Here is a 23,489-nt window from a genome sequence, read left to right on the forward strand (position 1 = left end):
TCGCTGGCTTGCCTAGCAGGCTAGCATACCCACCCCTCCATATAAAGTTACTAGTATCACTCTTTCCCGTTCTAAGGGTTGATATACTTATTTCTCTATCAGTCTGCTAGCCCTTAATTTTTTTGTCCAGCTAAGTGTAACCTATCCAGCAATTTAAGTTAAATCTGTATATAGGAAGCTTTACTTCTTATTCAAGTAAACTGTCACTTAGTTTAAGTACATACTCGTCAAAGACTGACGAGTTTATAACATTTACCTTGCCAATTTCTAAGCCAATAAAACCGTCATTTAAACAGATTTTTTGAATATGCGTCTCAAAATGGAACCCTTTGACCTCTAATGCAGGTGCTTTAGCAGATTATGGGAAAGCCATTAGATTAATGTTCGGATAAATAGTATAATATCAATCTCTTATATGTTTAAGGGTGGCGGATTAAAGGATAAAAGTAGATGAGAAGGAACTGAAAGTAGAAGTGATAGCCTAAGCTATCACTTCGAACTCAGTTTATTCCTCTAATTATAGGGTCTGTATATTCATTTTCCAGTCTTTTAAGAAGGATCTCCTATCAAAGAATGTATACCGTTGTTATATTCATTCTTTATCTCTTCTTCTGAAAGAACCGTATTGTCATAGATTTTTAAATCATCCATTAATCCTTTGTAAGGGGTATCCCAATAGTTTACACCTAAGCCAAAGACGGAGCTTGCAGAAGTGAAAACATCCGGGAAGCCAGTACCAGAGAACGTTTCTTCTCCATTCATATATACGTTTATATTTCCGTTGTCTACGACAAAAGCGAGATGTGTCCATTGATTCGGTTGAATCGCCACACCTGTATCAGCATCATACCATTTCGTTCCTGACCAGACCATTGTATTTCCGGCTCCTGGTCCTTTCGGGACAAGGCTGACCCAGTTATTCATATCTCTAGCACCAAAGAATGTTGTTGTAAATTGTGTAAGTTCTTCAGGGTTAAGCCATAAAGAGACGCTGTACGTGTGACTTTTAATCAACCCGTTAGGCAGCTTAATACCTGATTCACCATTAAATAATGCTGCTTCACCTAGTATGCCATCACTGTGGGTAATATTACCGCCTTCATTATTGATTCGATTACCTGTTACGGTTCCTGAACCAAAGGTACCCGTCCGGTTATGAAGGTTATTATCAAATTCATAATGGGCCGTTACTTGAGGTGACATGGTAAAGCTTGTCTGAAATGCTGCAAGCGGATCTGCACTATAAATTTCTACATGATATTCACCACTGTGAACATTAGTAGATTTATAATTGAAGGTAAATTGGCCTTTTTCCCCAGTCAGGGTCTGTTTGATATAATCAGAATTTCCGCTTGGATCTACGATTCTTGCAGCTACTAATCTTCCTTCTTTATTTTTTAATTGTCCTTCTATAAGTATTTCTTTGGTAGAAGGGTTAAACGTTACGTTTACGTCTTTCATCTTTTGGGGCTTCTTCTTATTTTCGATTACCTCAAGGTTAACGCTTGAAGAAAAATGTCCATCTTCCGTAATCGCTGTTAATGTGGCCTGTCCTTTAGAATGGGCGCTCAACATCACGTTAACTTCCCCTTCAGGTGTAATGTACGGCGAGCCTGATACAGAAAGGACATCTGGGTTTGATGAGAAAAATTTGACATCTTTTATTAATGCATCATCAGGAAGAGTCTTTGCTGTTAACACTGTTTCTGTACCTTCCTTTAAGACTTCTGAATGAATATTAAGCTCAATCCCATTAACATTTGCTTCTTTTAATTGAAATGTTGCGCTATTTTTATCCCCTATCAAGTTTGTTGCAGATAATCCTAACGTATGATCCTCTTTTTGAAAGAGATATAAGTTTTCTGCGTTATATGCCTGGAAAGAAGAGAATGCATCATCTGCTAGGCCAGAAACAACTTTAAATGTGGCTTGTTCTTTAAATTTTTGAGTTCCATTGTTTTTTGCTAGGATAATAGTCGAACCGTCTCTTTTTAAATAATATCCTGGTTTATTTTCAGCTTGAAATGATATATACGCTTCTCCACTGTCTGCCAATCCAGGGACAGGATACCATTGGTAGTTATATCGATTTCCAGAGAGCGAGCTGATCCGTATTTCATCATTAGAATGAAAGACATATCCATTTTCGTTTTTTACTTGAAGTAAGCGAGGTTCATCGTTGATACCTGAAGCGGTAGGTCTCATCTTCTTGATCTTACCGTCAGGATAATAGTTCAGCTCCTCAATCGATACCGATCGTCGATAATCTCCACCAGTAGGCAAGGCAGCATTGTGATAAATAAAATACCATTGTCCAGCGTATTCAATAATTGATTGGTGATTGGTTCCAGACCCTCCTGTTGAGTCCATTAATTTACCGGCAAAGGTCCAAGGTCCAGCCGGGCTGTCACTTATCGCATAGCCAATCTCCTCTGGCCAATTCATAGCAAAGGAGAGATAGTACTTTCCATTATACTTGTGCAGCCAAGGCGCTTCTGTGTAGGAACCTTGCATTCCATCAATCGACACTTGATGAATCTCTCCGTCTAGTTCAACCATATTATCTTTTAATTTTGCATAATATAAATGGGTATTTCCCCAGTATAAATAGGCTTGTCCATCATCATCAATAAAAACGGTTGGATCAATATTATCCCAAGGCTCTTCACCCATACTTTCCGGATTAGGTGTCATACTGTTGCTAACTAATGGACCTCCGATCGCATCCTTCCAGCCCTTTACAGGATCATCGGAAACCGCTACACCAATTGAATAACCCTTTTCATTCGGATCAGGGTTATAGACAGTTGTGTACCAATAAAATTTTCCGTCTCTTTCTATGACTTGCCCGGCCCATGCTGAATCACGGTCTGCCCATTCAAAAATCGTTCTAGGAACGGTTCCTTCTCGTGTCCAATTGTTCATGTCAGTAGAAGAATAAATACTCCATTCCTTCAATACAAAAAAATTGTCGTTGGTGGCTGCTTCATCATGACCAACATATAAGTAAACTTTCCCGTTATGTACCAAGGCAGCAGGGTCAGCACTAAAGCTATCTTTAATCACAGGATTCCCTTTGTTAGTGATCGCATGACCGATTCTATGATTTGGTATGATTAATAAAAATATTAATAATATAGGGATCATTCGTTTGATCATATTTAGTCCTCGTTTCTTTATTATTGTTAACGCTTTCAATATTGAGTGTTCAATTAGATAAATGTCCGGATAATCTTCTTCAAACCTCCTTTTTTCTGAAATTCTCCAACTAGTTTATAAATTTATTAATATGTTAATATTTATATTAATAATAATGTAAATAATTGGAGTGGTCAATAACTAAAGTAACATTATTTTATTTTTGAAAAATGATCTGAAACCAAATATGGTATCTAATAATTTGATAAAAATATTTTCATTTTTATCTTTAATTTATCAAGAAGTCACTATTGAACGTTCTGCTTATAGTGTAAACTAGTAGTATGATAATCGATAAAATCCTTATGGAGGTTTTCACTGTATTATGCCTAATCACTATGAAGATTCAAATTTAAAACTTTTTACGCTAAACTCTGAACCGGAATTATCCAAAAAAATTAGTGAAATTCTTGGGGTTGAATTAGGGAAGAGTTCTGTTTCACGCTTTAGTGATGGAGAAATCCAAATTAATATTGAGGAAAGTATTCGTGGCAGCGAAATCTATCTTGTTCAATCGATCAGCGATCCGGTAAACGAACATTTAATGGAGCTCTTAATTATGATCGATGCCTTAAAGCGTGCTTCTGCGAAAACAATCAACCTCGTTATACCGTATTATGGCTATGCAAGACAGGATCGTAAAGCAAGAGCAAGGGAGCCGATTACAGCAAAGCTTGTGGCAAATCTTATCCAAAGAGCTGGTGCAACCCGTGTGATCACTTTGGATCTGCATGCACCGCAAATTCAAGGATTTTTTGATATTCCAATCGATCATCTTTTAGGTGTGCCTATCTTAGGGGATTATTTCCAAAATAAGCAGCTTGATGATATCGTGATTGTTTCTCCAGATCATGGCGGGGTAACACGTGCTCGTAAATTGGCTGATCGCCTAAAGGCACCGATTGCAATCATTGATAAAAGACGCCCAAGACCAAATGTGGTTGAAGTGATGAACATTGTCGGGGATATCAAAGGAAAAACAGCGATTCTTATCGATGATATTATTGATACAGCAGGAACGATTACATTAGCTGCAAATGCTCTTTTCGAAAATGGCGCAAAAGAGGTTTATGCTTGCTGTACACATCCGGTTTTATCTGGTCCTGCCATTGAGCGCATCAAAAACTCTACTATTAAGGAGCTAGTTGTAACAGATTCCATTAGACTTCCTGAAGAAAAGCGAATTGATAAGCTAGTTGAACTTTCTGTTGCTCCGTTAATCAGTGAAGCAATCAAACGGGTACATGAAAAGCAATCAGTTGATGAACTTGTTCAATAAAATCATTTAAAAAAAGATCAAGCAAACCTGAAACGAAGGGTTGCTTGATCTTTTTTTTGTAGGTTCATGGCAAGCGAGCGAAAACGCCGATATATTTGGAAAATCGCCGATAAAATTTAAAAAACGCCGATATAATCGGAGAGTCTCCGATAAGAATACACTTTCTTGTCTTCAAAACAACAATTCTTACGAAAACAATCTTTTTTGTATGTTAACTCTACTTACTTCACTTCTCAAACCGGAACCAGCCAAAATCGAAGTTGCTGCCTGGCAGGAAGATGAACGTCACCTTTTGGACTCCGGTTATTTTATCAAGTTCAAAGACACGCTCTTCGTATTCCTCTGAGTACGTAAATTCAATCAATTGATTTGTTTCCCCTTCTTGGTCAGCAAAGCGGATATGAATGGTATTTTTATCAATCGGTGATCGGCCATATATCACAAGCTTTGAAGCACCCTCACTTGTAAAGTCCAGCACATCCAATTCTAACGAAACATTATTTCCTATTCCTTCAACACGGTTTTCATTCAGCTTAAATGTGTCCCCATAGATGTGGTCACAGTCAGCGGCATTATTTTGCGCAAAGGCTCGATTTGTTCGTTCAAAGGAAAAGCCCTTAATATGAACCTTCTGCTGAAGGACAAAACAGATCGAGGTAATTCCTTTCAGCCTTTTTGATAGACGATACGTTTCTTCCTGATACACATTCCACTTTGATTCCTTTTGATAGATCACATCTGCCAGACATTCACTTCCGTCTTCATCAGGCATGCCCTCCCAAATTTGCAAAGAATACGCTTCATTTGTTAAGGCGAAAATTGGAATGGTGATCGTATCAGAACCATATGGGCCGAAGTCGATATCACGAAAGCCTACCTGTGTTTCGCCATCTCTGCTCGTTGCAACGCCTCTTTCGTTCCCATTTCCGACCTCACCTTTACTATACTCATACAATCCTGCGGAAATAAATCCGTATGGGTCCTTGTAGGCTGTACCAAGGCCAACAGCCTGAAATTCTAACTGGGAGATGAGCTTGGTTTTGTCGCTGCCGTTTTTACTCGTACAGCGGAGTCGAAATTCACCATCACCTAGTGCCGTTATTTTCGCCTTATGACCAATTGCTTCGACCTTGGCGATATTGGACTCAATCCCTGCATCATTGACGACACTCCATTCAACCTCTTGATAGGACGTCGTTTCCGGGTGTAATTTTGCGCTTACATACATCTCGGTTGTTGTTTCATTAAATAGTTGTCCTGTCTCGCTGATCAATTCGATTTTACGAAGAGGGATTTCTTCCTTGCTTCCCATCACACATGGTAAATCTTGATTTTCGATATGTGCCGTAATGCCTTCTATAGAATCCTTTGCTGGAAGTGACTCAAATTCAGCGGTTTGGTTTTCCAATCCTTTAGAAGATACTTCGATTTGAATCTTACCTGGTTCTAAGGTTGCCCCAATGATCGCCATGAGCTTGCCTGAGAATAATCGTCTGGACAAACCTTTATATGGGTCATAATCGGTACTATCTCCATTATCAAGACCGATGAGACGGCCGGCCCCAGTCACATTCACATGTACCCGGTTATTGGCATTTTCGACAGGATTTCCAGCTTCGTCTTTCATCGTGATTTCGACAAAAAGTAAATCCTGACCATTTGCAATTAGTTGTTCTTTATCTGCCTGCAAACAAATATTCTTTGCATCTTTAAAGGATCTCTTACGATCAGTTGCGATCACGCTGCCATTTTCATCATAGGCGATCGCTGTTAATTCGCCTTCTTCATAAGGGATCTTCCACCAGCCAACAAGCTGTTCACCATGTTCATGGTCAATATCAAAGGTTCCGATTGTGTTCCCATTCAATTGCAGTTCAATTTTTGGTGCATTTGAACATACGCGAACATCAATCATTTGCCCTTTATTAAAATCCCAATAAGGAAAAATATGCACCATTGGCTTTGTCTTGTAATCTGTCCAGGCCGCTTGATAAATGTAATAAGAATCCTTCTTAAAGGTAGCTGTATCAATTTGTCCAAAATAAGAGTTCTTTGTATGATAAGGTGTCGGTTCACCGATATAGTCAAAGCCAGTCCAAAGAAATTGGCCGAGAGAGAAAGGGGTATCTCTTTCTGCTAGAATACATGCTTCAGCTGACTTTGCCCCCCAGCTTGTCGTACTATTCCCAAGTGCAGAGCATTGCTCGTCATCATCTGCCAGGATCGATTTTTCAAATGGGAAATGATAGATGCCCCTGCTTTGTACGACAGAAGAGGTTTCACTGCCATAAATGATCCAATCAGGATGCTCCTCATGATGCTTTTGATAATATTTTTCTGCATAATTATAGCCGGCAACCTTTACAAGATCGGCACATTTTTGCGCATTCTCCCATGGCATATAGTTCGAACCGATGGTAACGCTCGCATTTCCTTTCGGATCATATTGTCGTACACAGTCCATGAGCAGTTTAGTGATCTCTTGACCTCTTTCATCTGCATGGGTATCATAAATTTCATTTCCAATGCTCCACATAATCAGGCTTGGATGATTTCGATCACGCATCACCCAGCTTTTCACATCAAGATGGGCCCAATCCTTAAAGAATCTTGCATAATCATAAGGTGTTTTTGATCGTTCCCACATATCAAATGCTTCGGAAACGACAAGAAACCCCATCTCATCTGCTAAATCCATCAGTTCCTTTGCCGGCATATTGTGAGCGGTACGGATCGCGTTCACACCCATATCCTTTAAAATCTCAAATCTTCTTTTTAAGGCTGTCTTATTAAATGCAGCTCCTAAGGCGCCTAAGTCATGATGCTCACATACACCGTTTAATTTCATTTTTTTATCATTCAATAGGAAACCTTGACTAGGATCCAGGGTAATTTTTCGGAAGCCGATATTTTGTGTAATCGTTTCAATTTCTTTATGATCGACTATATCCAACTTTGTAATCAATTGATAAAGTGCAGGATCATCAGTGCTCCATAACAAAGGGTCTTCTATAAAAAGCCTTTGCTGGTTAAAAGAAAGGGGGGGATCTCCTGGAATCACCCTCTCTGCAGTAGTCCCGAGCAGTTGGCCTTTATACATGAGGGAGTGTGATAGCTGTACTTCTTCATTGATGTTTATTTCGGTGTCGATCTCTACCTGCCACCCGCCATCCTGCTGGGTCGTTGAAATGTAGATCCCATCTGTTACAATATGATTTTTGTCCCGAGTTTTTAACCAGACATTCCGATAAATGCCTGCACCTGAGTACCATCGGCTATTAGGGCTTTGAAACACGACTTTTACTAGTATTTCATTTTCCCCTTCAACAAGTGCATCTGTGATGTCATGTTCAAATGAGGAATAGCCGTATTTCCATTCGCCAATAAATTTGCCGTTTACATATAGGGAGGAATCCATATAAACTCCATCAAAACACAAGAGATTTTCCTTAGCTGCTTCAGAGCGGATAAAGCGCTTACGATACCAGCCAATGCTGTTCTCATAAAGAGTTGTTGTTTGATAGATGAGCCAATCATGGGGGATATCCACAGCTTCAAATGTCAAAGCTGTGTAATCTGTCTCTTCTAAACTGCTTTTAGCAAATTCCCAGCCATCATTAAAAAGGATTTTTTTATTCATATTTTGTATACTCGCTTTCTTCTCGTTTATTTTGGGAAAGATAGGCTATGAAGACTGACATTGATGACTTATTAGGGTATTTTCATTGTTAGAAAAACCGTTGAACATTGGTGTTTCTCTTCATGTATCACCTCTTTAAATAGCAGAGTTGATTAACAAAAGTTCGACAATTCCAGCTGTTTTGTGTCATAACTGTAAAAAAAGTAAAAGAAATGTATTGAATAAAGAGAAAACTTAGTTTATTATATAAACATAGTTACCATACTAGTACATCTAATGTGCAACTGTTAGTTATTAAACTACTATATGTAAAGGGAAAAGTAAATATTTATTGCTAGAAAACTACCATACTAATATGTTCATTTTTTCTGGTGTTCAGCTCTTTACAACATGTTTTTATCCCTGATATGTAAGCGTTTTAACAGGGTGAAATAAAATGCAAGATTTTATTATGAATGAAGTCAGGGGGGCTAATATGGGGGAAGTTAAAATCGAAAAGGCTGGCAATGCTCAAGTATTAAAAGAAGTGAAGACAAGTAAGCTAGCAAGAATGGCGACTTTAATACGCAAGGATTGGCAGCTTTACTCATTGTTGATTTTGCCGATGATTTATTTGGTGATTTTTAAATATGGTCCAATGATTGGAAATGTCATTGCTTTTAGGCGATTTGTTCCCGGTGGCAATATTTACGGAGAAGCATGGGTCGGCTTTCACTATTTCAAAATGTTTATTAATGACCCGACGTTCTGGAAGGTATTCACAAATACCCTCGTGATTGGCGGACTAACCCTATTGCTTTGCTTTCCAATGCCAATTATCTTTGCTTTATTGTTAAATGAAGTGAAGTCGAAAAAATTCAAGAAATTTGTTCAGACCGCATCTTATTTGCCGCACTTCTTATCGATTGTTATTGTTGCCGGAATGATTCTTCAATTGACCGCAATCAATGGTTCGATTAATGCAATTGTTGAGTTCTTTACAGGAGAGAAAATTAACTTTATTCAGCAAGCTGAATGGTTTAGAACCATCTATATTAGCTCAGAGATTTGGCAAGGAATGGGCTGGGGAGCGATTTTATACTTAGCAGCGCTAACAACGATTGATGAATCCCTCTACGAAGCTGCGAAAATGGATGGGGCGAATCGCTGGAAGCAAACACTACATATCACCATTCCAGGGATCCTTCCAACCATTGTGACATTGTTAATCTTAAATATCGGCAGCTTTATGGCTGTAGGCTTTGAGAAAATCTTGCTTTTGTATAATCCATTAACCTATGAAACGTCAGATGTTATTTCTACTTATTTATATCGTGTCGGTCTTGAATCAAGTAACTTCAGTTATGCGACAGCGATTGGGTTATTCGAGTCTATTATTGGATTGATCTTGGTTTTAACTGCAAACGGTATTTCGCGGAAGCTAACAGAAAGAAGTCTATGGTAGGAGGTGGCTTTCATGCAGGAATCTGTTCAATATAAGATTTTTAAGGTGTTCAATACAATTATCTTACTTGTTATCGTCTTCTGTACGCTCTATCCATTTTTGAATGTGATTGCCCAATCTTTTAGTAGTGAAGCCTATATCAATGCCGGCAAGGTTAATTTGCTTCCAAAAGGTTTTAATATTGAAACCTATAAAACAGTAGCCGAAGATAAAATGTTTTGGATCAACTATAAAAATACAGTGGTTTATACAGTTGTAGGAACAGTCATTTCCATGTTTTTAACAACGATCTTTGCTTATGCCTTATCAAAAAAACGATTGGTTGGCCGCAGATTTTTAACACTGTTCGCTGTCTTTACCATGTTCTTTAATGGCGGATTGATTCCAAACTATGTATTGATTAATAGCTTAGGGTTTGATAATACAATGTGGGCCATCGTAATTCCAGGTGCAATCAGCATCTACAACATGCTCATCATGAAATCCTTCTTTGAAAATATGCCTGAGGAGCTGGAAGAAGCCGCATCGATCGATGGTTTGAATACGTATGGCATTCTATTGAAAATCATCTTGCCGCTCAGTAAGGCAGTTCTTGCCACAATGGTCCTTTTCTATGCAGTAGGACACTGGAATTCATGGTTTCCAGCCTTCCTATATCTCGATCAAAAAGAGTTATTTCCAGTGACCATTTATCTTAGAAACTTGATTGCCGGTGTGACAGGGGGCACCTCAGCAGGCGCAACATCTGCAGATAACTTAACCCAAATTTCATCCAACATAAAATCGGTTACGATGGTGCTTACGATTTTACCGATTTTAACCGTATATCCGTTTGTTCAAAAATATTTTGTATCCGGTGTCATGCTGGGATCTGTTAAGTAAAGTCAGGGGTAAATGATACACAGGAAGATAAGCGTATAGTGTTTTTCGTTGATAGAAACTGAAATAGAGCTAACGCTTTTCTAATAAATAATAGATACAAAGGGGAGGAAGAGAAATGAAACATGCTTCTAAAAGGTTGATGTCTGTTTTTACTTTATTAGTTGTATTTGTTATGGTTATTGCAGGCTGTTCCAGCAACGAAACTGGGAGTGAAAGCACCGAAATTAAGCCATCTAAAAGTGCAATGAAATCATATGGTGTAGGGGATACCTTTAAAGCTGAGGAAGCTTTTGAATTACCTATTCTATATATGGATCAACCAACTTATCCATATAAAAAAGATTGGTTACTATGGGACAAAATCAAGGAGATCACTAATGTTACACTAAAACCTACGATAGTACCAATGAGTGACTATGCACAAAAAAGAAGTTTATTAATTAGTTCAGGTGACGCTCCGTTAATCATCCCGAAAACCTACCCTGGGGAAGAATCAGCTTTTGTTTCTTCCGGAGCTATTCTGCCAATTAGTGATTATATTGATAAAATGCCGCATTTTAAAGATAAAGTGGAAAAATGGAAGCTAGAAGATGAATTAGAGGGCTTACGTCAAAATGATGGTAAATTCTATTTGCTTCCAGGTTTACACGAAGAGGTTTGGCCAGATTATACCCTAATTGTCCGTACTGATATTTTTGAAAAGCATAATATAGCGATTCCAAAAACATGGGATGAGTTATATGTAGCGATGAAAAAATTAAAAGAATTATATCCAGATGTTATACCGTTCTCCGATCGATTCACTTTCCTTAGTACACTTAATATTGCTGCTACTGGATTTGGTACAAAAGCTGGTTGGGGATTTGGAAATGGTTTAACATATGATGAATCAAAAGATGAATTTGTCTATGCAGCTACAACGAATGAATATAAAGACATGTTAACTTATTTTAATAAGTTAGTAGAGGATGGCCTATTAGATAAAGAAAGCTTCACACAAGAAGATGATCAAGCGATTCAAAAATTTGTTACTGGTAAATCGTTTATTATTAACGGTAATTCACAAACAGTTGTTTTACACAGAGCGGATATGGATAAAAACTTAGGTAAAGGAAATTACTCGATTTCTAAAATTACCGTTCCAGGCGGTCCTGCAGGTCAGCTTATGTCAGGTTCTCGATTAGAAAATGGCGTAATGATCTCTGCAAAGGCTAAAGAAAGTGAGAACTTCGAAGCGATCTTGCAATTTATTGACTGGCTATATTACAGTGATGAAGGGCAAGAATTTGCAAAATGGGGTGTTGAAGGAGAAACGTTCACAAAAACTGATGGTGTAAGAAAATTAGTAGACGATATCAATTACAATGGTTTAAACCCGGCTGGTACGAAGGATTTACGTGTTGACTTTGGATTCTCCGGCGGTGTATTTGCTTACGGTGGTACAACTGAGCTTTTACACTCCATGTTTAGTGAAGAAGAAATCAAATTCCAAGAGGATATGGCAAAAACAAAAACAACGATTCCAGCTGAACCGCCAATTCCATATTCAATCGAAGATCGTGAACAGGTTACACTATTAAGCACACCGCTAAAAGATTACACAGATCAAAATACACTTAAGTTCATCTTAGGTGAGCGTGATTTAAGCGAATTTGACGCTTTTGTAAAAGAATTAGAAGGTCAAGGATTACAGCAATATTTGGATATTGCGAATAAAACGTACCAAGAATATAAAAAGTCTAAGTAAGCATGAACAGATAGGGTTGTCCCTTCGAGAGTGAAGGGACAGCCTGATTTTACTAGTAAGGAAAAGAGGGGGAATGATCATGGAAGAAAGAAAGGAATTTGGTCAAGGGATCCTATTTATTGCGACAAACTATATTTATTGGCTGCTAGTAACCAATCTTTATTTCATCTTAACAAATAGCCTGTTTATCTTTTTCTTTATGACATTAAAACCCTCTTTCTCTAATATTATTGTTTACTTTTTAGCGTTAATCCCAACGGGGCCAGCGCTTGCAGCCCTTTGTTATTCGATGGAGAAGCTTGTACGAACAAAAGAACTATCTCCGACACGTGATTTTTTCTATGGTTATCGAAAAAACATCAAAGATACTTTTTCTGTGTGGCTGCCAATACTCATTGTCTACTTCATCTTATTAGTAGACTTACAATATCTCCGCCAGTCAGCATCTGAAACAAGTCAAATCTTATCCATTGTTATTTTCATACTTACAATCGTATGGACGATGCTTTGCTTAAACATTCTTATCATAAATTCCCGTTATAAGTTCAGGGTCAGAGATGTTTTTAAGCTGTCCGTCTATTATAGCTTTATGAAATTTAAACAAACGATTGGGAATTTGCTGATCCTATTTATCGTCGCTTTTCTAACAGTTATGACGACTGATTTTTTCATTGTCTTTACAGCAAGTATCATTGCCTTCCTGATGATGCTGAATATGAAAGAAATGCTCGAGGACATAGAAAGGAATTTTTTAAAGAAAGGCTCCGAAAATTAGCAAAGGAAAGTACATCTGTTAGGGAGTTGAGCGGCATGACCATCTTGATTCAAGATGTGCTGGATAAACTAACTGAACCTGTTGAAAAGCTTGAAACAACCGTTGATAAGCTGTTATTTGGGAATCCCTCCACAGAAGTGAAAGGAATCATCGTTACATTCGTGGCTTCACACGATGTTCTACAGCATGCAATTGATTTGGAAGCAAATTTAATCATTAGTCATGAAGGGATCTTTTACAGTCATCATGAAAATGTTGAGCATTTGAAGGATGATCCGGTATATATGGAAAAAAGAAGGCTTATTGAGCAATCGGGTATTGCGATTTACCGGTTTCACGATTATGTGCATAAATACCAGCCAGACGGCATGATGGAGGGTCTTGTTCAAGCATTAGATTGGAATGCATCAATTGAAAAAAATCATCCAACATCTACGATCTTGGTCATACCTTCAATGACCGTTAAAGAAATTGCTGAGTATATAAAAGGAAAACTTGGAATTCCGTTTGTCCGTGTAATTGGCGATTTGTCATTAAGCTGCACTCGAATCGGATTGTTAGCAGGATACAGAGGGGGAGGGAACCTGACCATACCATTAATTGAGCAAGAACATCTTGATTTGGTTATTTACGGTGAGGGTCCTGAGTGGGAGACTCCTGAATACATTCGGGATGCGTATGATCAAAACAGAAAAAAGGCAGCTATTCTTATTGGGCATGCCGCTAGTGAGGAACCAGGAATGATGCTTCTTGCAGAAAGAATGAAATCCTTATTTCCAAGCCTGCCTGTTCACTTTATTCCCGATAAGCATCCTATCCAATTTTTATGACTAGAGATATTTGCAGGCGACCAATCAAAAGCATCATAAATCATTTATTTGACGATCTAGCGATTAGGCTAGGTCTTTTTTTTGTATTTTTGAAAATAATCTACGATAAACGCTGCACTATCTTATAAGATGTAGTTCAGCAGTTTTTATTTTATTTCGTTGCGAACGATAACGATAAGAAACAATTTATTTGTTAGCGCTTACTTTATTGCAAATTGAAGTTGCAAAAAGATACACTAAACTATTTGAATCGTTCGACTTATAATCTAATCATGAAAGGGGTTACTAAGATGAAAGAACGGACTCAACGAGTACTTAACAGGTTTTTATCAGTAAATACCTTTTTGACTTGTGAGGATTTAAGTAAAGAGTTCAATATTAGTGAGCGTACTTTTCGTAACGAATTGACCCTGATTAATCAATATCTTGCTGAAAATAATTATCCGTCCATTACCTCGGTCAGAGGAAAAGGGTTAAAGTTAGAACTTTCTGAGGTGGATCGCGACAAGCTCCTGTCTAAAGTGGATGATGACAGAGAATCAGATTATTATAGGCCAAATGAACGTTTTCTTGCCTTGCTTTTAGATATTTCCGATACCACAAAAACGACACTGCTTTTTGAAATGGAAGAAAAACTGCAGGTGTCGAAAAGTACATTGGATGAGGATATGAGGAAACTTCGTCAGTTTTTAAACAAATATGGAATTTCTGTAGTGAGTTTAACGAAGCAAGGTATTGTATTAAAAGGAAATGAACGTACGATACGCTCAATGTTGTACGACGTCATTAATAGTATGACAGATATTGATTATCTAATGGGATACCGAGATATAGATGCAGTGAATACCTTTGCAGATCAACTTGTTTTGGACTATTTGGATGCAAGTGTATTGAGGATTATAGGTGAACATTATGACAATGTTATGGAAAAGTCCAAAGTAGAGATTAATCATGTCTATCGAAATCAGAGCATTCTTTTTTTAGGGATATGGGTAAGGAGGCTGCAAGAAGGAAATACCCTTAGTGAATTAGCCAAGGTTAAGGCCGAGATAAGAGAAGGTCCTGTTAGAAATTTTGTCGATTCCATCTGTATGGAGTTTGGCTTATATCCAACAATAAATGAATTAAATTATACGACTTTTACAATCGAATCATTTAATCCAAAAGATATGAATAATTCATTTGATTGGGTTACCGCACAATTATTAGCTATTCAATTAATCGAACATGTAGAAAAAGTTACAAGAATTCCATTTTCCCAGAGAGACGAAGATTTATATGAAGGTTTGTATAAGCATATCACAGGGTTATTAAGCAGGGCGAAGAACGATTTACACGTATTTAATCCGTTAAAAGACACTATTAAAGAGTCTTATGTCGAGATCTATCAGGCAGTAACTTGCTTTAAAAAGCAAATAGAAGATTACATTAAGAAACCATTATCAGATGATGAGATTGGGTTTTTGACCGTTTATTTTTCGACCTCTGCAAGTCAAATTAAGCAGAAAGAACAGCATGTCTATCAGGCAGTTGTCCTTTGTAATCATGGGATTTCAACTGGCAAGTTGTTGGCTGCCAATTTGAAAGAGCAATTCAATATCGAGATTGTAGCGGTTTTGAGTTCGTATGAAATAGCCTTTATTGACAAGTTGGATGTTGATTTGGTTTTTACAACAATATCAATTGATTATCATAGAAAACCTGTATTATTGCTTAATCCGATTTTAAGAGAAAGTGATAAAAAGGAAATAAAAGATTTTTTACACAAAAATAAGGATAGGAGAAGGACCATATCAAATAAGTTGGATGCCACAAAGCTGATGCAGGATATTCTAAAGCTAATTGTAGAAAGTGGCGGTAAGGTAACACAGGAAAGTTATCAAAAAGTGGAAGAAACCTTTAAAGAACATCATTTAAAAATCAATACAAGGGAGATACAGCCGATGTTGCAGGATATTTTGAGAGATTCCAACATTCTACTAAAGCAAGAATGTAACGACTGGAAGGAGGCGATCACAAAAACTGCTCAGCTATTGGTAACAGAAGAGGTCATTGAAGAGCGTTATATCAACGCCATGATTAAGTCTGTTGAAGAATATGGGGCTTATATAGTAGTAGGGAAGCATTTAGCGTTAGCACACGCAAGACCGGAGGATGGAGTAAATAAGCTAGGTGTTAGTGTCATGACGTTAAAGGAACCGGTGAATTTCGGAAATCCTGATAATGATCCTGTGAAAATCGTTTTTTGTCTTGCAGCAGTGGATTCTTACTCACATCTAAATGTAATGAAAAATCTGATTGAGTTAATAAATGATGAAGAAAAATTAGACCAGTTAATCACAGCACAAGATTTAAGCACATTTAAACAGGTGTTATATGGAAGTAAAGTGATGGAGTGAAGAAAGTGACGGATTTAATAGCAATTAATTAAATAGATCATCCAAAAATGAAAAAGGAGAGAGTGGAATGAAAAAGTTAAATATCTTATTTGTATGCGGAGCAGGTTTAGGAAGCAGTTTTGCTTGTCAAATGGCTGCTGAAGATGTGTTGAGCAAATTAGGTGTCAATGCCAAGCTTGATCATAGTGATATCTCGTCTGCCGTTTCAGTAAAGCCCGATATTATTATTACGGCACAGAATTTTCAATCCCAATTTGAAAAGTTCACAGTTGATCCTAAACAAACGACAATTGTTTATTTGAGAAATATTGTATCGAAACCAGAGATTGAAGAAAAAATCACCCCGGTATTAAAAGAAAAGGGAGTTTTAGCTTAAAAATAAAGAAGAGCTAGCAAGAGAAGGGGGTTAAAAAATGAGTATCGTAAACTTCATAATCGAGAATATTTTGACTCAAGCAGCAGTGACAATTGCATTGATTGCCATGTTGGGGTTGATTTTACAAAAAAAATCGGCAGGGCAAGTTATTTCTGGGTCTTTAAAGACGATGCTGGGATTCATGGTGTTGTCAGCAGGGTCCAGCATAATTGTTGGCAGTTTAATATATTTCGGTGAAATTTTTACAGAAGGTTTCCATATGCAAGGGATTATTCCTTCGATTGAAGCGATTAACGGCCAAGCAATGAATGAGTTGGGACTGGGGCGTGATATTGCACTAACTTTCTTAGCGATCTTTGTTTTTAATATTTTAATTGCCCGGTTTACTAGATGGAAATATATCTTTTTAACAGGTCAAGCTATTCTTTGGATGGCGACGATGACAACCGTTTTTGGTTACTTTGCAGGGTTACGGGGTATTGCATTGATTTTAGTAGGCGGTTTCATTGGTGGTATCTTTGCGGTAGCAATGCCTGCGATTGCACAACCATTTGTTCGTAAGATTACTGGTATGGATGATATTGCATTAGGACATTTTTGTACGGTCGGGTATGTGTTTGAAGCAGGTGTAGCGAAACTAGTCGGCGGAAAAGGTGAAAAGAAAAAATCTGTTGAAGATTTGAAATTACCAGCTCAATTTGAATTTTTACAAGATACCTATCTATCTTTGATGGTGGTCATGACTCCGCTTTTTATTATTACAGCAGCGTTTGCAGGTGAAGAGTTCGCTTCTACATTATCAGGGGATACTAACTATTTAATGTTTGCATTCTTACAATCTATCCAATTCGTAGTTGGAGTGTATGTATTACTAGCAGGGGTTCGCTTATTACTAGGTGAAATTGTTCCGGCATTTAGAGGGATTGCGATGCGTTTGGTCCCAAATGCAAAGCCTGCATTAGATTGTCCAGTTCTATTCCCGTACAGTCCTAATGCCGTCATTGTAGGGTTTATCACAACGACTATAGGTTCAATTATTGCTATGTTTGTCTTACCTGTCTTGGGGCTGGCAATGATCCTGCCAGGTATGCTGACAGCTTTCTTCGCGGGTGGGACTGCCGGTATCTTTGGTAACTTAACAGGTGGTATTCGCGGAGCGATTATTGGCGGTATTGCACATGGTTTCTTCATTACATTATTACCGGCATTGTTAGTAACGACTTTCAACACTATGGGATTTGTCAATGCAACAGCAACAGATGTAGATACAGTAACGGCTGCATTATTATATGCATGGCTTATTGGTCCACTTTTAAAAGCTTTCTAGGATGTGGGAAATAAGGAGGTTCAAGTGATGTTTGGATTTGGTAAGAAGAAAAATAAAGAGCCGAAAAAAGAAGTAGCAGAAGAAGTAGTGTTAACAGAAGAACGAAAAGAAGTATTATTACGTACCATCTCCTTTAAAAAAGAAGAGATAAATCAAGTGACTGGAGAGGAACAAGCAAAAATTTATGAAGATCTTGGCTTAGCATTTCATGAGCTTGGTGACGATGAAAATGCGATTGAATCATTAGAAAAGAGTATTCAGATCAAAAAAACATTAGGCAATGGTTACAAAACTTTATTAAAGCTTTATAACAAGAAACGTGCAGAGGCTGCAAAAATGAATGATGATGAATCATTACAGAAATATCTAAAGAAAATGGATGGGTTGATGCAAGTTTCAAAAGAGGTTACGCGTGGCTTGCGGTAAGAAATAAATGAAAAGATTACTATAAAGGGAGATTAGTTAATTATGTATACAACATTAAAAGAAGTAACACTTAGAGCGGAAGAATTGAATTATACAGTAGGTTCATTTAATGCACATAATTTAGAGATGTTACCGGATATGATACGTGCAGCAAAAGAGCAAGGAGCACCAATTATTATTCAAACAAGTGTAGATACTGCGAAATATATTGGTCATGAAAATTTGGTTGCTGTATGTAAATCTATGGCTACAAAGGAAATGGTTGATGTGGTATTGCATTTGGACCATGCAAGAAACTTTGATGATATTAAAGAGGCAATTGATAAAGGATATACATCAGTGATGTATGATGGTTCTCATTTACCATTCAAAGAAAACATTATGAAAACAAGTGCAGTAGTAGAATATGCACACAAATATGGAGTTTCAGTAGAGGGAGAACTAGGAACTATTGGCGGTACAGAAGAAGGGATTCATGTAGATGAGAATGATAAGGTTTACACGGATCCGAAAGATGCAGCAGAGTTTGTTAAAGCAACAGGAGTAGATGCTTTAGCAATTGCAATCGGTACAAATCATGGTCAATATAAATCTAAAACAGAAATAAATTTACCACTATTAAAAGAAATTAATGCCGTAGTAGATGTACCTTTAGTTATTCATGGAGGTACAGGTGTTAAGGAAACCGATATCCATGAATTAATTAATAATGGGATTCGCAAATTTAATGTAGGTACAGAGTTGTTAGTAGCATGGACAAAAACAGCAAAAGAAACATTCGGAGAAACAAAAGTAACGAAATCATTACGACATAACATTATCCCATGTAATCAAGCAGTAAAAGAAATTGTTAAACATAAAATTGATATCTTCATGAATAAGGAAGACCGTACTATTTTAGTGAAATAAGTACAAAAGTGCATTAGTCGTTTTCATAAGGGTTGATAAAAAGAGTATGGGGAATTCCTTGTACTCTTTCTTTATTCGTTAGTTTATGAGGTGGTAGGATGGTTAAAGTCTTAATCTTATTAGCGGGATTTCCTGGTACTGGAAAGACATACTTAGGTAATATCATCCAGAATAAATTAGGGTCATTTTATAAGCTTTCTCAGGATGACTTGAAGGAATATTATTGTGATATGTATGGATATCGTAATTTAGATGAAAAGAAAGATGTAGAAAAGATAGCATGGGCGAAGTACTATGAAATAATGGAACAGCAAATGCAAGAAGGCAGCAATATTATGTCTGATTATCCTTTTAGTCAGAAACAAAAACCATATATTCAGCAATTAGTAGAAAAATATGGTTATGAGGTTGTTACTATTCGATTAATTGCAGATTTAGATGTGTTGTTTGAACGACAAATGAAACGAGATTTAGATCCAACAAGGCATTTGAGTCATATTGTAACTTCTTACAAAAAAGGGGATCATTTAGCTAATAGAAGCAATGCAGATAATTTACTAACCTATGAAGAATTTATAAATAGATGTACAACAAGAGGATATGACATGTTTGAATTAGGGAAATTATATGAAGTGGATGTAACGGATTATACAAAAGTGAATTATTCTAAGTTGTTGGAAGATATACAAAAGGAGTTTAATCATTAAAAGATCACACTGTGCTTGATCTTCGCTGTGATTATTTTGGTTTGTTATTACTAAGTTCAGAGATGATAAAACTGTACGCCTCGACATTAGTTTGGGGTGTATTTTTTGTACTATCATAAAGTATATAAATTTTATGGATGATAGTATAAGAAAAACTAAGGCTTTCGCCATTAGGACTTGGCGACAAGCCAAGTTTTTCTAATCTGGTGAATCATTGCTTGTTTGTTTAAAAGAAAGTCAAAGGTCAAAAATGTGCACCTTTTTAGTCAACACAGTTGATCCAAACATTTGCTGATGGGCCATATAATTAGATATAGGAAAGCGCTTGCAAATTAGTTGTTGGGTGGTGTCAATACAGTGGGTACAAAAGTAAATACAAGTGAACTAGATCCAAAGGAACATTATGTAAATGTAGAAATGCAAGCAAAACGAAAGGTGAAGCTTAATAAGATCTTGTCTTATGCAGCTTTCGTAGGACCAGCGCTATTATTTTTTCTATTCGTGCAAATTATTCCGTTTTTTATGGGGGTTTATTACTCGTTTACATCATGGAATGGTGTTAGCTCGGTAGTAGAGTGGGTTGGCTTAGAAAACTATATGACGATCTTTACCGATGATCCTAAGTTTTTTAACTCATTTCTATTCACGACAAAATTTATGCTGGCAGCAGTTATCATCAGTAATGTGATTGGTTTTGGGCTGGCATTAATGTTAAATGCAGCATTAAAAACGAAAAATATTTTACGGACAGTCTTTTTTATTCCAAATGTAATCGGCGGACTTTTACTAGGATTTATTTGGCAGTTCATTTTTGTAAAAGGCTTTGCATCAATAGGGAATTTAACGGACATAGGATTCTTTAAGCTGCCATGGCTGGGTGATGAAGCAACTGCATTTTGGGGAATTGTCATTGTGTTTGCATGGCAAACAAGCGGTTACATGATGGTCATTTATATTGCAGCCTTGCAGGGTGTAGATACCTCGTTGCTTGAAGCGGCAAAAATGGATGGAGCATCAAACTGGTCTGTTTTAAGGAAAATCATTATTCCATTAATTTTACCGGCTTTCACCATTTGCTTCTTCTTAACAATTTCAATGGCATTTAAAATATTTGACCTGAACCTTTCTTTAACAGGCGGCGGGCCATTTAATTCAACAGAATCGGTAGCGATCAATATTTATCAAGAAGCATTTATGAACAATCGATATGGATTAGGTACAGCAAAATCCATTCTATTCTTTATCATTGTCGCGGTATTTACAACATGCCAAGTTATGTTTACGAAGAAGAAGGAGGTTGAAGCATAATGAAAAAGAACTATTCGGCTGGCACCTTCCTCCTTGAGATTTTTGCGATCATTCTTGCTTTACTTTTCCTTGTACCGTTTTACTTTGTGATCATCAATTCAGTAAAAGGGTTTTCGGAAATCTTAATTGATGCAGCAGCATTGCCTAAGGAAATCTTGTTTAGTAACTATGCCAAGGTTTGGGAGATTATTAGTTTCCAAGAAGCATTCCTTAATTCTTTGATCATAACGATTTTTAGTATTGCGGGAATTGTAGTGATCAGTTCAATGGCCGCTTGGAAAATGGTTCGAACACCAGGAAAAACAAGCAAATTCTTATTTATCCTTTTCGTATCAGCAATGGTTATTCCATTCCAAACTGTTATGATTCCACTTATGAAGCTTGGCGGAATGCTTGGAATTATGAACAGTATACCGGGAATCATCATTATGTACTTTGGATTTGGCGTTTCGTTATCACTCTTCTTATTCCACGGGTTTATAAAAACAATCCCGCAGGAAATTGAAGAGTCTGCTAGAGTTGACGGCTGCAGCCAGTTTGGCGTATTTTGGAGAATTGTCTTCCCATTATTGAAACCGATTACTGTAACCGTCATTATTTTAAATACGCTATGGATTTGGAATGACTACTTACTTCCGTTGCTTGTGCTGCAGGATGCAGGATTACGAACGATTCCGTTAGCAACGAGCTCGTTCTTTGCTCAGTACACAAAACAATGGGATATGGGCTTGGCCGCATTGGTGTTGGGAATTGCGCCAATCATTGTCTTCTTCTTGTTCTTGCAAAAGCATATTATTAAAGGGATTGCAGCAGGTTCGATTAAATAGGAGTCATCAAAAGGGATATAAAATGGGGCTGTTTCAATACAAATGAGACAATCCCGTTTATATAAAAATAGAAAAAAAGCATAGAGACTAAGGAGGTCAATACGTAATGAAGAAGTTCTTTCTATTATGTATGTCAATGCTGTTAGTATTAGGGGTTTTGGCAGGATGTGCATCAAATAAAACACAGGAAAACACAAGCGGAAATGCAGATTCTAGTTCAGGTGATGGAGAGGTTGTTACACTAAACTTATTCCAATTTAAAGTAGAGATCGCAGATCAGCTTCAAGCAATGATCGATGAATTTGAAAAGGAACACCCAAACATTAAAGTAAAGCTTGAAAGTGTTGGCGGTGGAGCGGATTATGGTGCAGCGTTAAAGGCTAAATTTGCCTCAGGTGAAGAGCCGGACATTTTTAACAATGGCGGATTTAAAGAGCTTGATCTTTGGAAGGAGCACTTAGCTGATTTATCAAATGAGCCATGGGCTGAGCATGTCCTCCCGATTGGTAAAGTTCCAATGACAGATGAAGATGGCAAGTTATATGGAATGCCAGTGAATCTTGAAGGATATGGATTTGTTTATAACAAGGATTTATTTAAAAAAGCAGGCATTACTGAGACACCTAAAACTCTTTCTGAGTTAAAAGACGCTGTGAAAAAGCTTGATGCTGCAGGAATTAAAGCATTCTCCGCAGGTTATGGCGAATGGTGGGTTATTGGACAGCATTTATTAAATATCCCATTTGCACAGCAGAATGATCCACAAGCATTTATTAAAGGTTTGTATGACGGTTCCGCTTCATTTGTTGGAAATGAGCAATTTAAGCAATTCAAAGATATCATTGATATGGAAGTTAAATATGCGAACGGAAACCCATTAACAACAGATTACAATACACAAGTAACCCTATTTGCTTCCGGTGAAACAGCGATGCTGCAACAAGGTAACTGGACAGAAAATATGATTTATGAAATCAATCCTGAAATCAATATGGGACTCTTGCCGATTCCGCTTAATGATGATGCGAATGCAGATGTTTTACCTGTAGGTGTACCTAATAACTGGGTTATTAATAAAAACTCTGAGCACCTTGAAGAAGCAAAAACATTCTTAAATTGGATGGTCTCTTCTGAAACTGGTAAACGCTATATCACAGAAGAATTTGCCTTTATCCCAGCATTTGATAATATTGAAGCATCTGGATTAGGTGATTTAGGTCAATCCATCCTTGACTATTCAAAAGCGGAAAAAACAATTCCTTGGACTTGGTTCCAATGGCCGGATGGTGCAAATAAAGAGTTTGCAGCAACGATTCAAGAATATGCAGCAGGTAAAATCGATTATGAAACAGCATTAGAAAAATTCCAAACAACTTGGGATAATATGAAGTAAAGTGAATGTTGGGAAGCATGTC

At 37.2% G+C, this 23,489-nt stretch carries 17 protein-coding genes; 15 read left to right on the plus strand and 2 right to left on the minus strand.

The window, feature by feature from the left end; translation table 11 throughout:
* Positions 1-549 precede the first annotated feature (549 nt).
* Entirely contained in the window at positions 550-3,159 is a 2,610-nt protein-coding gene (locus tag Q1B07_RS12670) for a family 43 glycosylhydrolase (protein ID WP_299090518.1), read from the minus strand.
* Between the two features lie 364 nt (positions 3,160-3,523).
* Between Q1B07_RS12670 and Q1B07_RS12675 the strand changes: the two genes are divergently transcribed.
* Positions 3,524-4,477, plus strand: a complete 954-nt coding sequence (locus tag Q1B07_RS12675) for a ribose-phosphate diphosphokinase (RefSeq protein WP_299090516.1) — start codon at positions 3,524-3,526, stop codon at positions 4,475-4,477.
* 226 nt (positions 4,478-4,703) lie between these two features.
* Here the strand turns inward: Q1B07_RS12675 and Q1B07_RS12680 are convergent, their stop codons facing one another.
* A complete protein-coding gene (locus tag Q1B07_RS12680) occupies positions 4,704-8,117 on the minus strand; it encodes a glycoside hydrolase family 2 TIM barrel-domain containing protein (protein WP_299090514.1) in 3,414 nt (1,137 codons plus the stop codon).
* A 475-nt stretch (positions 8,118-8,592) separates the two neighbouring features.
* On the opposite strand from Q1B07_RS12680, the gene Q1B07_RS12685 reads away from it, so the two are divergent.
* The 14 genes from Q1B07_RS12685 (at position 8,593) to Q1B07_RS12750 (ending at position 23,467) form a co-directional block, all read left to right on the plus strand.
* Positions 8,593-9,561, plus strand: a complete 969-nt coding sequence (locus Q1B07_RS12685; RefSeq protein WP_299090511.1) for a sugar ABC transporter permease — start codon at positions 8,593-8,595, stop codon at positions 9,559-9,561.
* Between the two features lie 12 nt (positions 9,562-9,573).
* Positions 9,574-10,443 carry a carbohydrate ABC transporter permease gene (locus tag Q1B07_RS12690; protein WP_299090508.1) on the plus strand — a complete coding sequence of 290 codons (870 nt, stop codon included), beginning with the start codon at positions 9,574-9,576 and terminating at the stop codon, positions 10,441-10,443.
* A gap of 115 nt (positions 10,444-10,558) precedes the next feature.
* Positions 10,559-12,190 carry an extracellular solute-binding protein gene (locus Q1B07_RS12695; RefSeq protein ID WP_299090505.1) on the plus strand — a complete coding sequence of 544 codons (1,632 nt, stop codon included), beginning with the start codon at positions 10,559-10,561 and terminating at the stop codon, positions 12,188-12,190.
* A 79-nt stretch (positions 12,191-12,269) separates the two neighbouring features.
* Positions 12,270-12,965: a DUF624 domain-containing protein gene (locus Q1B07_RS12700; protein ID WP_299090501.1), complete on the plus strand. Its 696-nt coding sequence runs from the start codon at positions 12,270-12,272 to the stop codon at positions 12,963-12,965.
* A gap of 35 nt (positions 12,966-13,000) precedes the next feature.
* Complete coding sequence (locus Q1B07_RS12705; protein ID WP_299090499.1) at positions 13,001-13,795, plus strand: Nif3-like dinuclear metal center hexameric protein; 795 nt, start codon at positions 13,001-13,003, stop codon at positions 13,793-13,795.
* Between the two features lie 290 nt (positions 13,796-14,085).
* Positions 14,086-16,194, plus strand: coding sequence for a PTS sugar transporter subunit IIA (locus Q1B07_RS12710; RefSeq protein ID WP_299832869.1), 2,109 nt, complete (start codon positions 14,086-14,088; stop codon positions 16,192-16,194).
* 67 nt (positions 16,195-16,261) lie between these two features.
* Positions 16,262-16,570, plus strand: coding sequence for a PTS sugar transporter subunit IIB (locus Q1B07_RS12715; RefSeq protein ID WP_299090496.1), 309 nt, complete (start codon positions 16,262-16,264; stop codon positions 16,568-16,570).
* Positions 16,571-16,607: 37 nt separating this feature from the next.
* A complete protein-coding gene (locus tag Q1B07_RS12720) occupies positions 16,608-17,897 on the plus strand; it encodes a PTS sugar transporter subunit IIC (RefSeq protein WP_299090493.1) in 1,290 nt (429 codons plus the stop codon).
* Positions 17,898-17,924: 27 nt separating this feature from the next.
* Positions 17,925-18,323 (plus strand): tetratricopeptide repeat protein, encoded by a 399-nt coding sequence (locus Q1B07_RS12725; protein WP_299090490.1) that lies wholly within the window; start codon positions 17,925-17,927, stop codon positions 18,321-18,323.
* A gap of 42 nt (positions 18,324-18,365) precedes the next feature.
* Positions 18,366-19,232 (plus strand): class II fructose-bisphosphate aldolase, encoded by an 867-nt coding sequence (locus Q1B07_RS12730; protein ID WP_299090487.1) that lies wholly within the window; start codon positions 18,366-18,368, stop codon positions 19,230-19,232.
* A 98-nt stretch (positions 19,233-19,330) separates the two neighbouring features.
* A complete protein-coding gene (locus tag Q1B07_RS12735) occupies positions 19,331-19,939 on the plus strand; it encodes an AAA family ATPase (protein WP_299090483.1) in 609 nt (202 codons plus the stop codon).
* A 417-nt stretch (positions 19,940-20,356) separates the two neighbouring features.
* Entirely contained in the window at positions 20,357-21,247 is an 891-nt protein-coding gene (locus Q1B07_RS12740) for a carbohydrate ABC transporter permease (RefSeq protein ID WP_299090522.1), read from the plus strand.
* Positions 21,247-22,074, plus strand: a complete 828-nt coding sequence (locus tag Q1B07_RS12745) for a carbohydrate ABC transporter permease (RefSeq protein ID WP_299090480.1) — start codon at positions 21,247-21,249, stop codon at positions 22,072-22,074. Before Q1B07_RS12740 ends, Q1B07_RS12745 begins: the two co-directional genes overlap by 1 nt.
* 106 nt (positions 22,075-22,180) lie before the next feature.
* The gene (locus Q1B07_RS12750; protein WP_299090478.1) at positions 22,181-23,467 is read left to right on the plus strand and encodes an ABC transporter substrate-binding protein; all 1,287 of its coding nucleotides are present in this window, start codon (positions 22,181-22,183) and stop codon (positions 23,465-23,467) included.
* Positions 23,468-23,489: the final 22 nt, after the last annotated feature.

It is taken from the genome of uncultured Metabacillus sp. (assembly GCF_947503125.1).
Taxonomy (GTDB): domain Bacteria; phylum Bacillota; class Bacilli; order Bacillales; family Bacillaceae; genus Metabacillus.

Excerpts from the sequence above, each read along its gene's own strand:
- Q1B07_RS12675 (WP_299090516.1), top strand. The coding sequence starts at position 3,524 with ATGCCTAATCACTATGAAGATTCAAATTTAAAACTTTTTACGCTAAAC.
- Q1B07_RS12725 (WP_299090490.1), top strand. The coding sequence starts at position 17,925 with ATGTTTGGATTTGGTAAGAAGAAAAATAAAGAGCCGAAAAAAGAAGTA.
- Q1B07_RS12720 (WP_299090493.1), top strand. The coding sequence starts at position 16,608 with ATGAGTATCGTAAACTTCATAATCGAGAATATTTTGACTCAAGCAGCA.
- Q1B07_RS12750 (WP_299090478.1), top strand. The coding sequence starts at position 22,181 with ATGAAGAAGTTCTTTCTATTATGTATGTCAATGCTGTTAGTATTAGGG.
- Q1B07_RS12740 (WP_299090522.1), top strand. The coding sequence starts at position 20,357 with ATGCAAGCAAAACGAAAGGTGAAGCTTAATAAGATCTTGTCTTATGCA.
- Q1B07_RS12670 (WP_299090518.1), bottom strand. The coding sequence starts at position 3,159 with ATGATCAAACGAATGATCCCTATATTATTAATATTTTTATTAATCATA.
- Q1B07_RS12695 (WP_299090505.1), top strand. The coding sequence starts at position 10,559 with ATGAAACATGCTTCTAAAAGGTTGATGTCTGTTTTTACTTTATTAGTT.
- Q1B07_RS12710 (WP_299832869.1), top strand. The coding sequence starts at position 14,086 with ATGAAAGAACGGACTCAACGAGTACTTAACAGGTTTTTATCAGTAAAT.
- Q1B07_RS12705 (WP_299090499.1), top strand. The coding sequence starts at position 13,001 with ATGACCATCTTGATTCAAGATGTGCTGGATAAACTAACTGAACCTGTT.
- Q1B07_RS12745 (WP_299090480.1), top strand. The coding sequence starts at position 21,247 with ATGAAAAAGAACTATTCGGCTGGCACCTTCCTCCTTGAGATTTTTGCG.
- Q1B07_RS12680 (WP_299090514.1), bottom strand. The coding sequence starts at position 8,117 with ATGAATAAAAAAATCCTTTTTAATGATGGCTGGGAATTTGCTAAAAGC.
- Q1B07_RS12730 (WP_299090487.1), top strand. The coding sequence starts at position 18,366 with ATGTATACAACATTAAAAGAAGTAACACTTAGAGCGGAAGAATTGAAT.
- Q1B07_RS12735 (WP_299090483.1), top strand. The coding sequence starts at position 19,331 with ATGGTTAAAGTCTTAATCTTATTAGCGGGATTTCCTGGTACTGGAAAG.
- Q1B07_RS12715 (WP_299090496.1), top strand. The coding sequence starts at position 16,262 with ATGAAAAAGTTAAATATCTTATTTGTATGCGGAGCAGGTTTAGGAAGC.
- Q1B07_RS12690 (WP_299090508.1), top strand. The coding sequence starts at position 9,574 with ATGCAGGAATCTGTTCAATATAAGATTTTTAAGGTGTTCAATACAATT.
- Q1B07_RS12700 (WP_299090501.1), top strand. The coding sequence starts at position 12,270 with ATGGAAGAAAGAAAGGAATTTGGTCAAGGGATCCTATTTATTGCGACA.
- Q1B07_RS12685 (WP_299090511.1), top strand. The coding sequence starts at position 8,593 with ATGGGGGAAGTTAAAATCGAAAAGGCTGGCAATGCTCAAGTATTAAAA.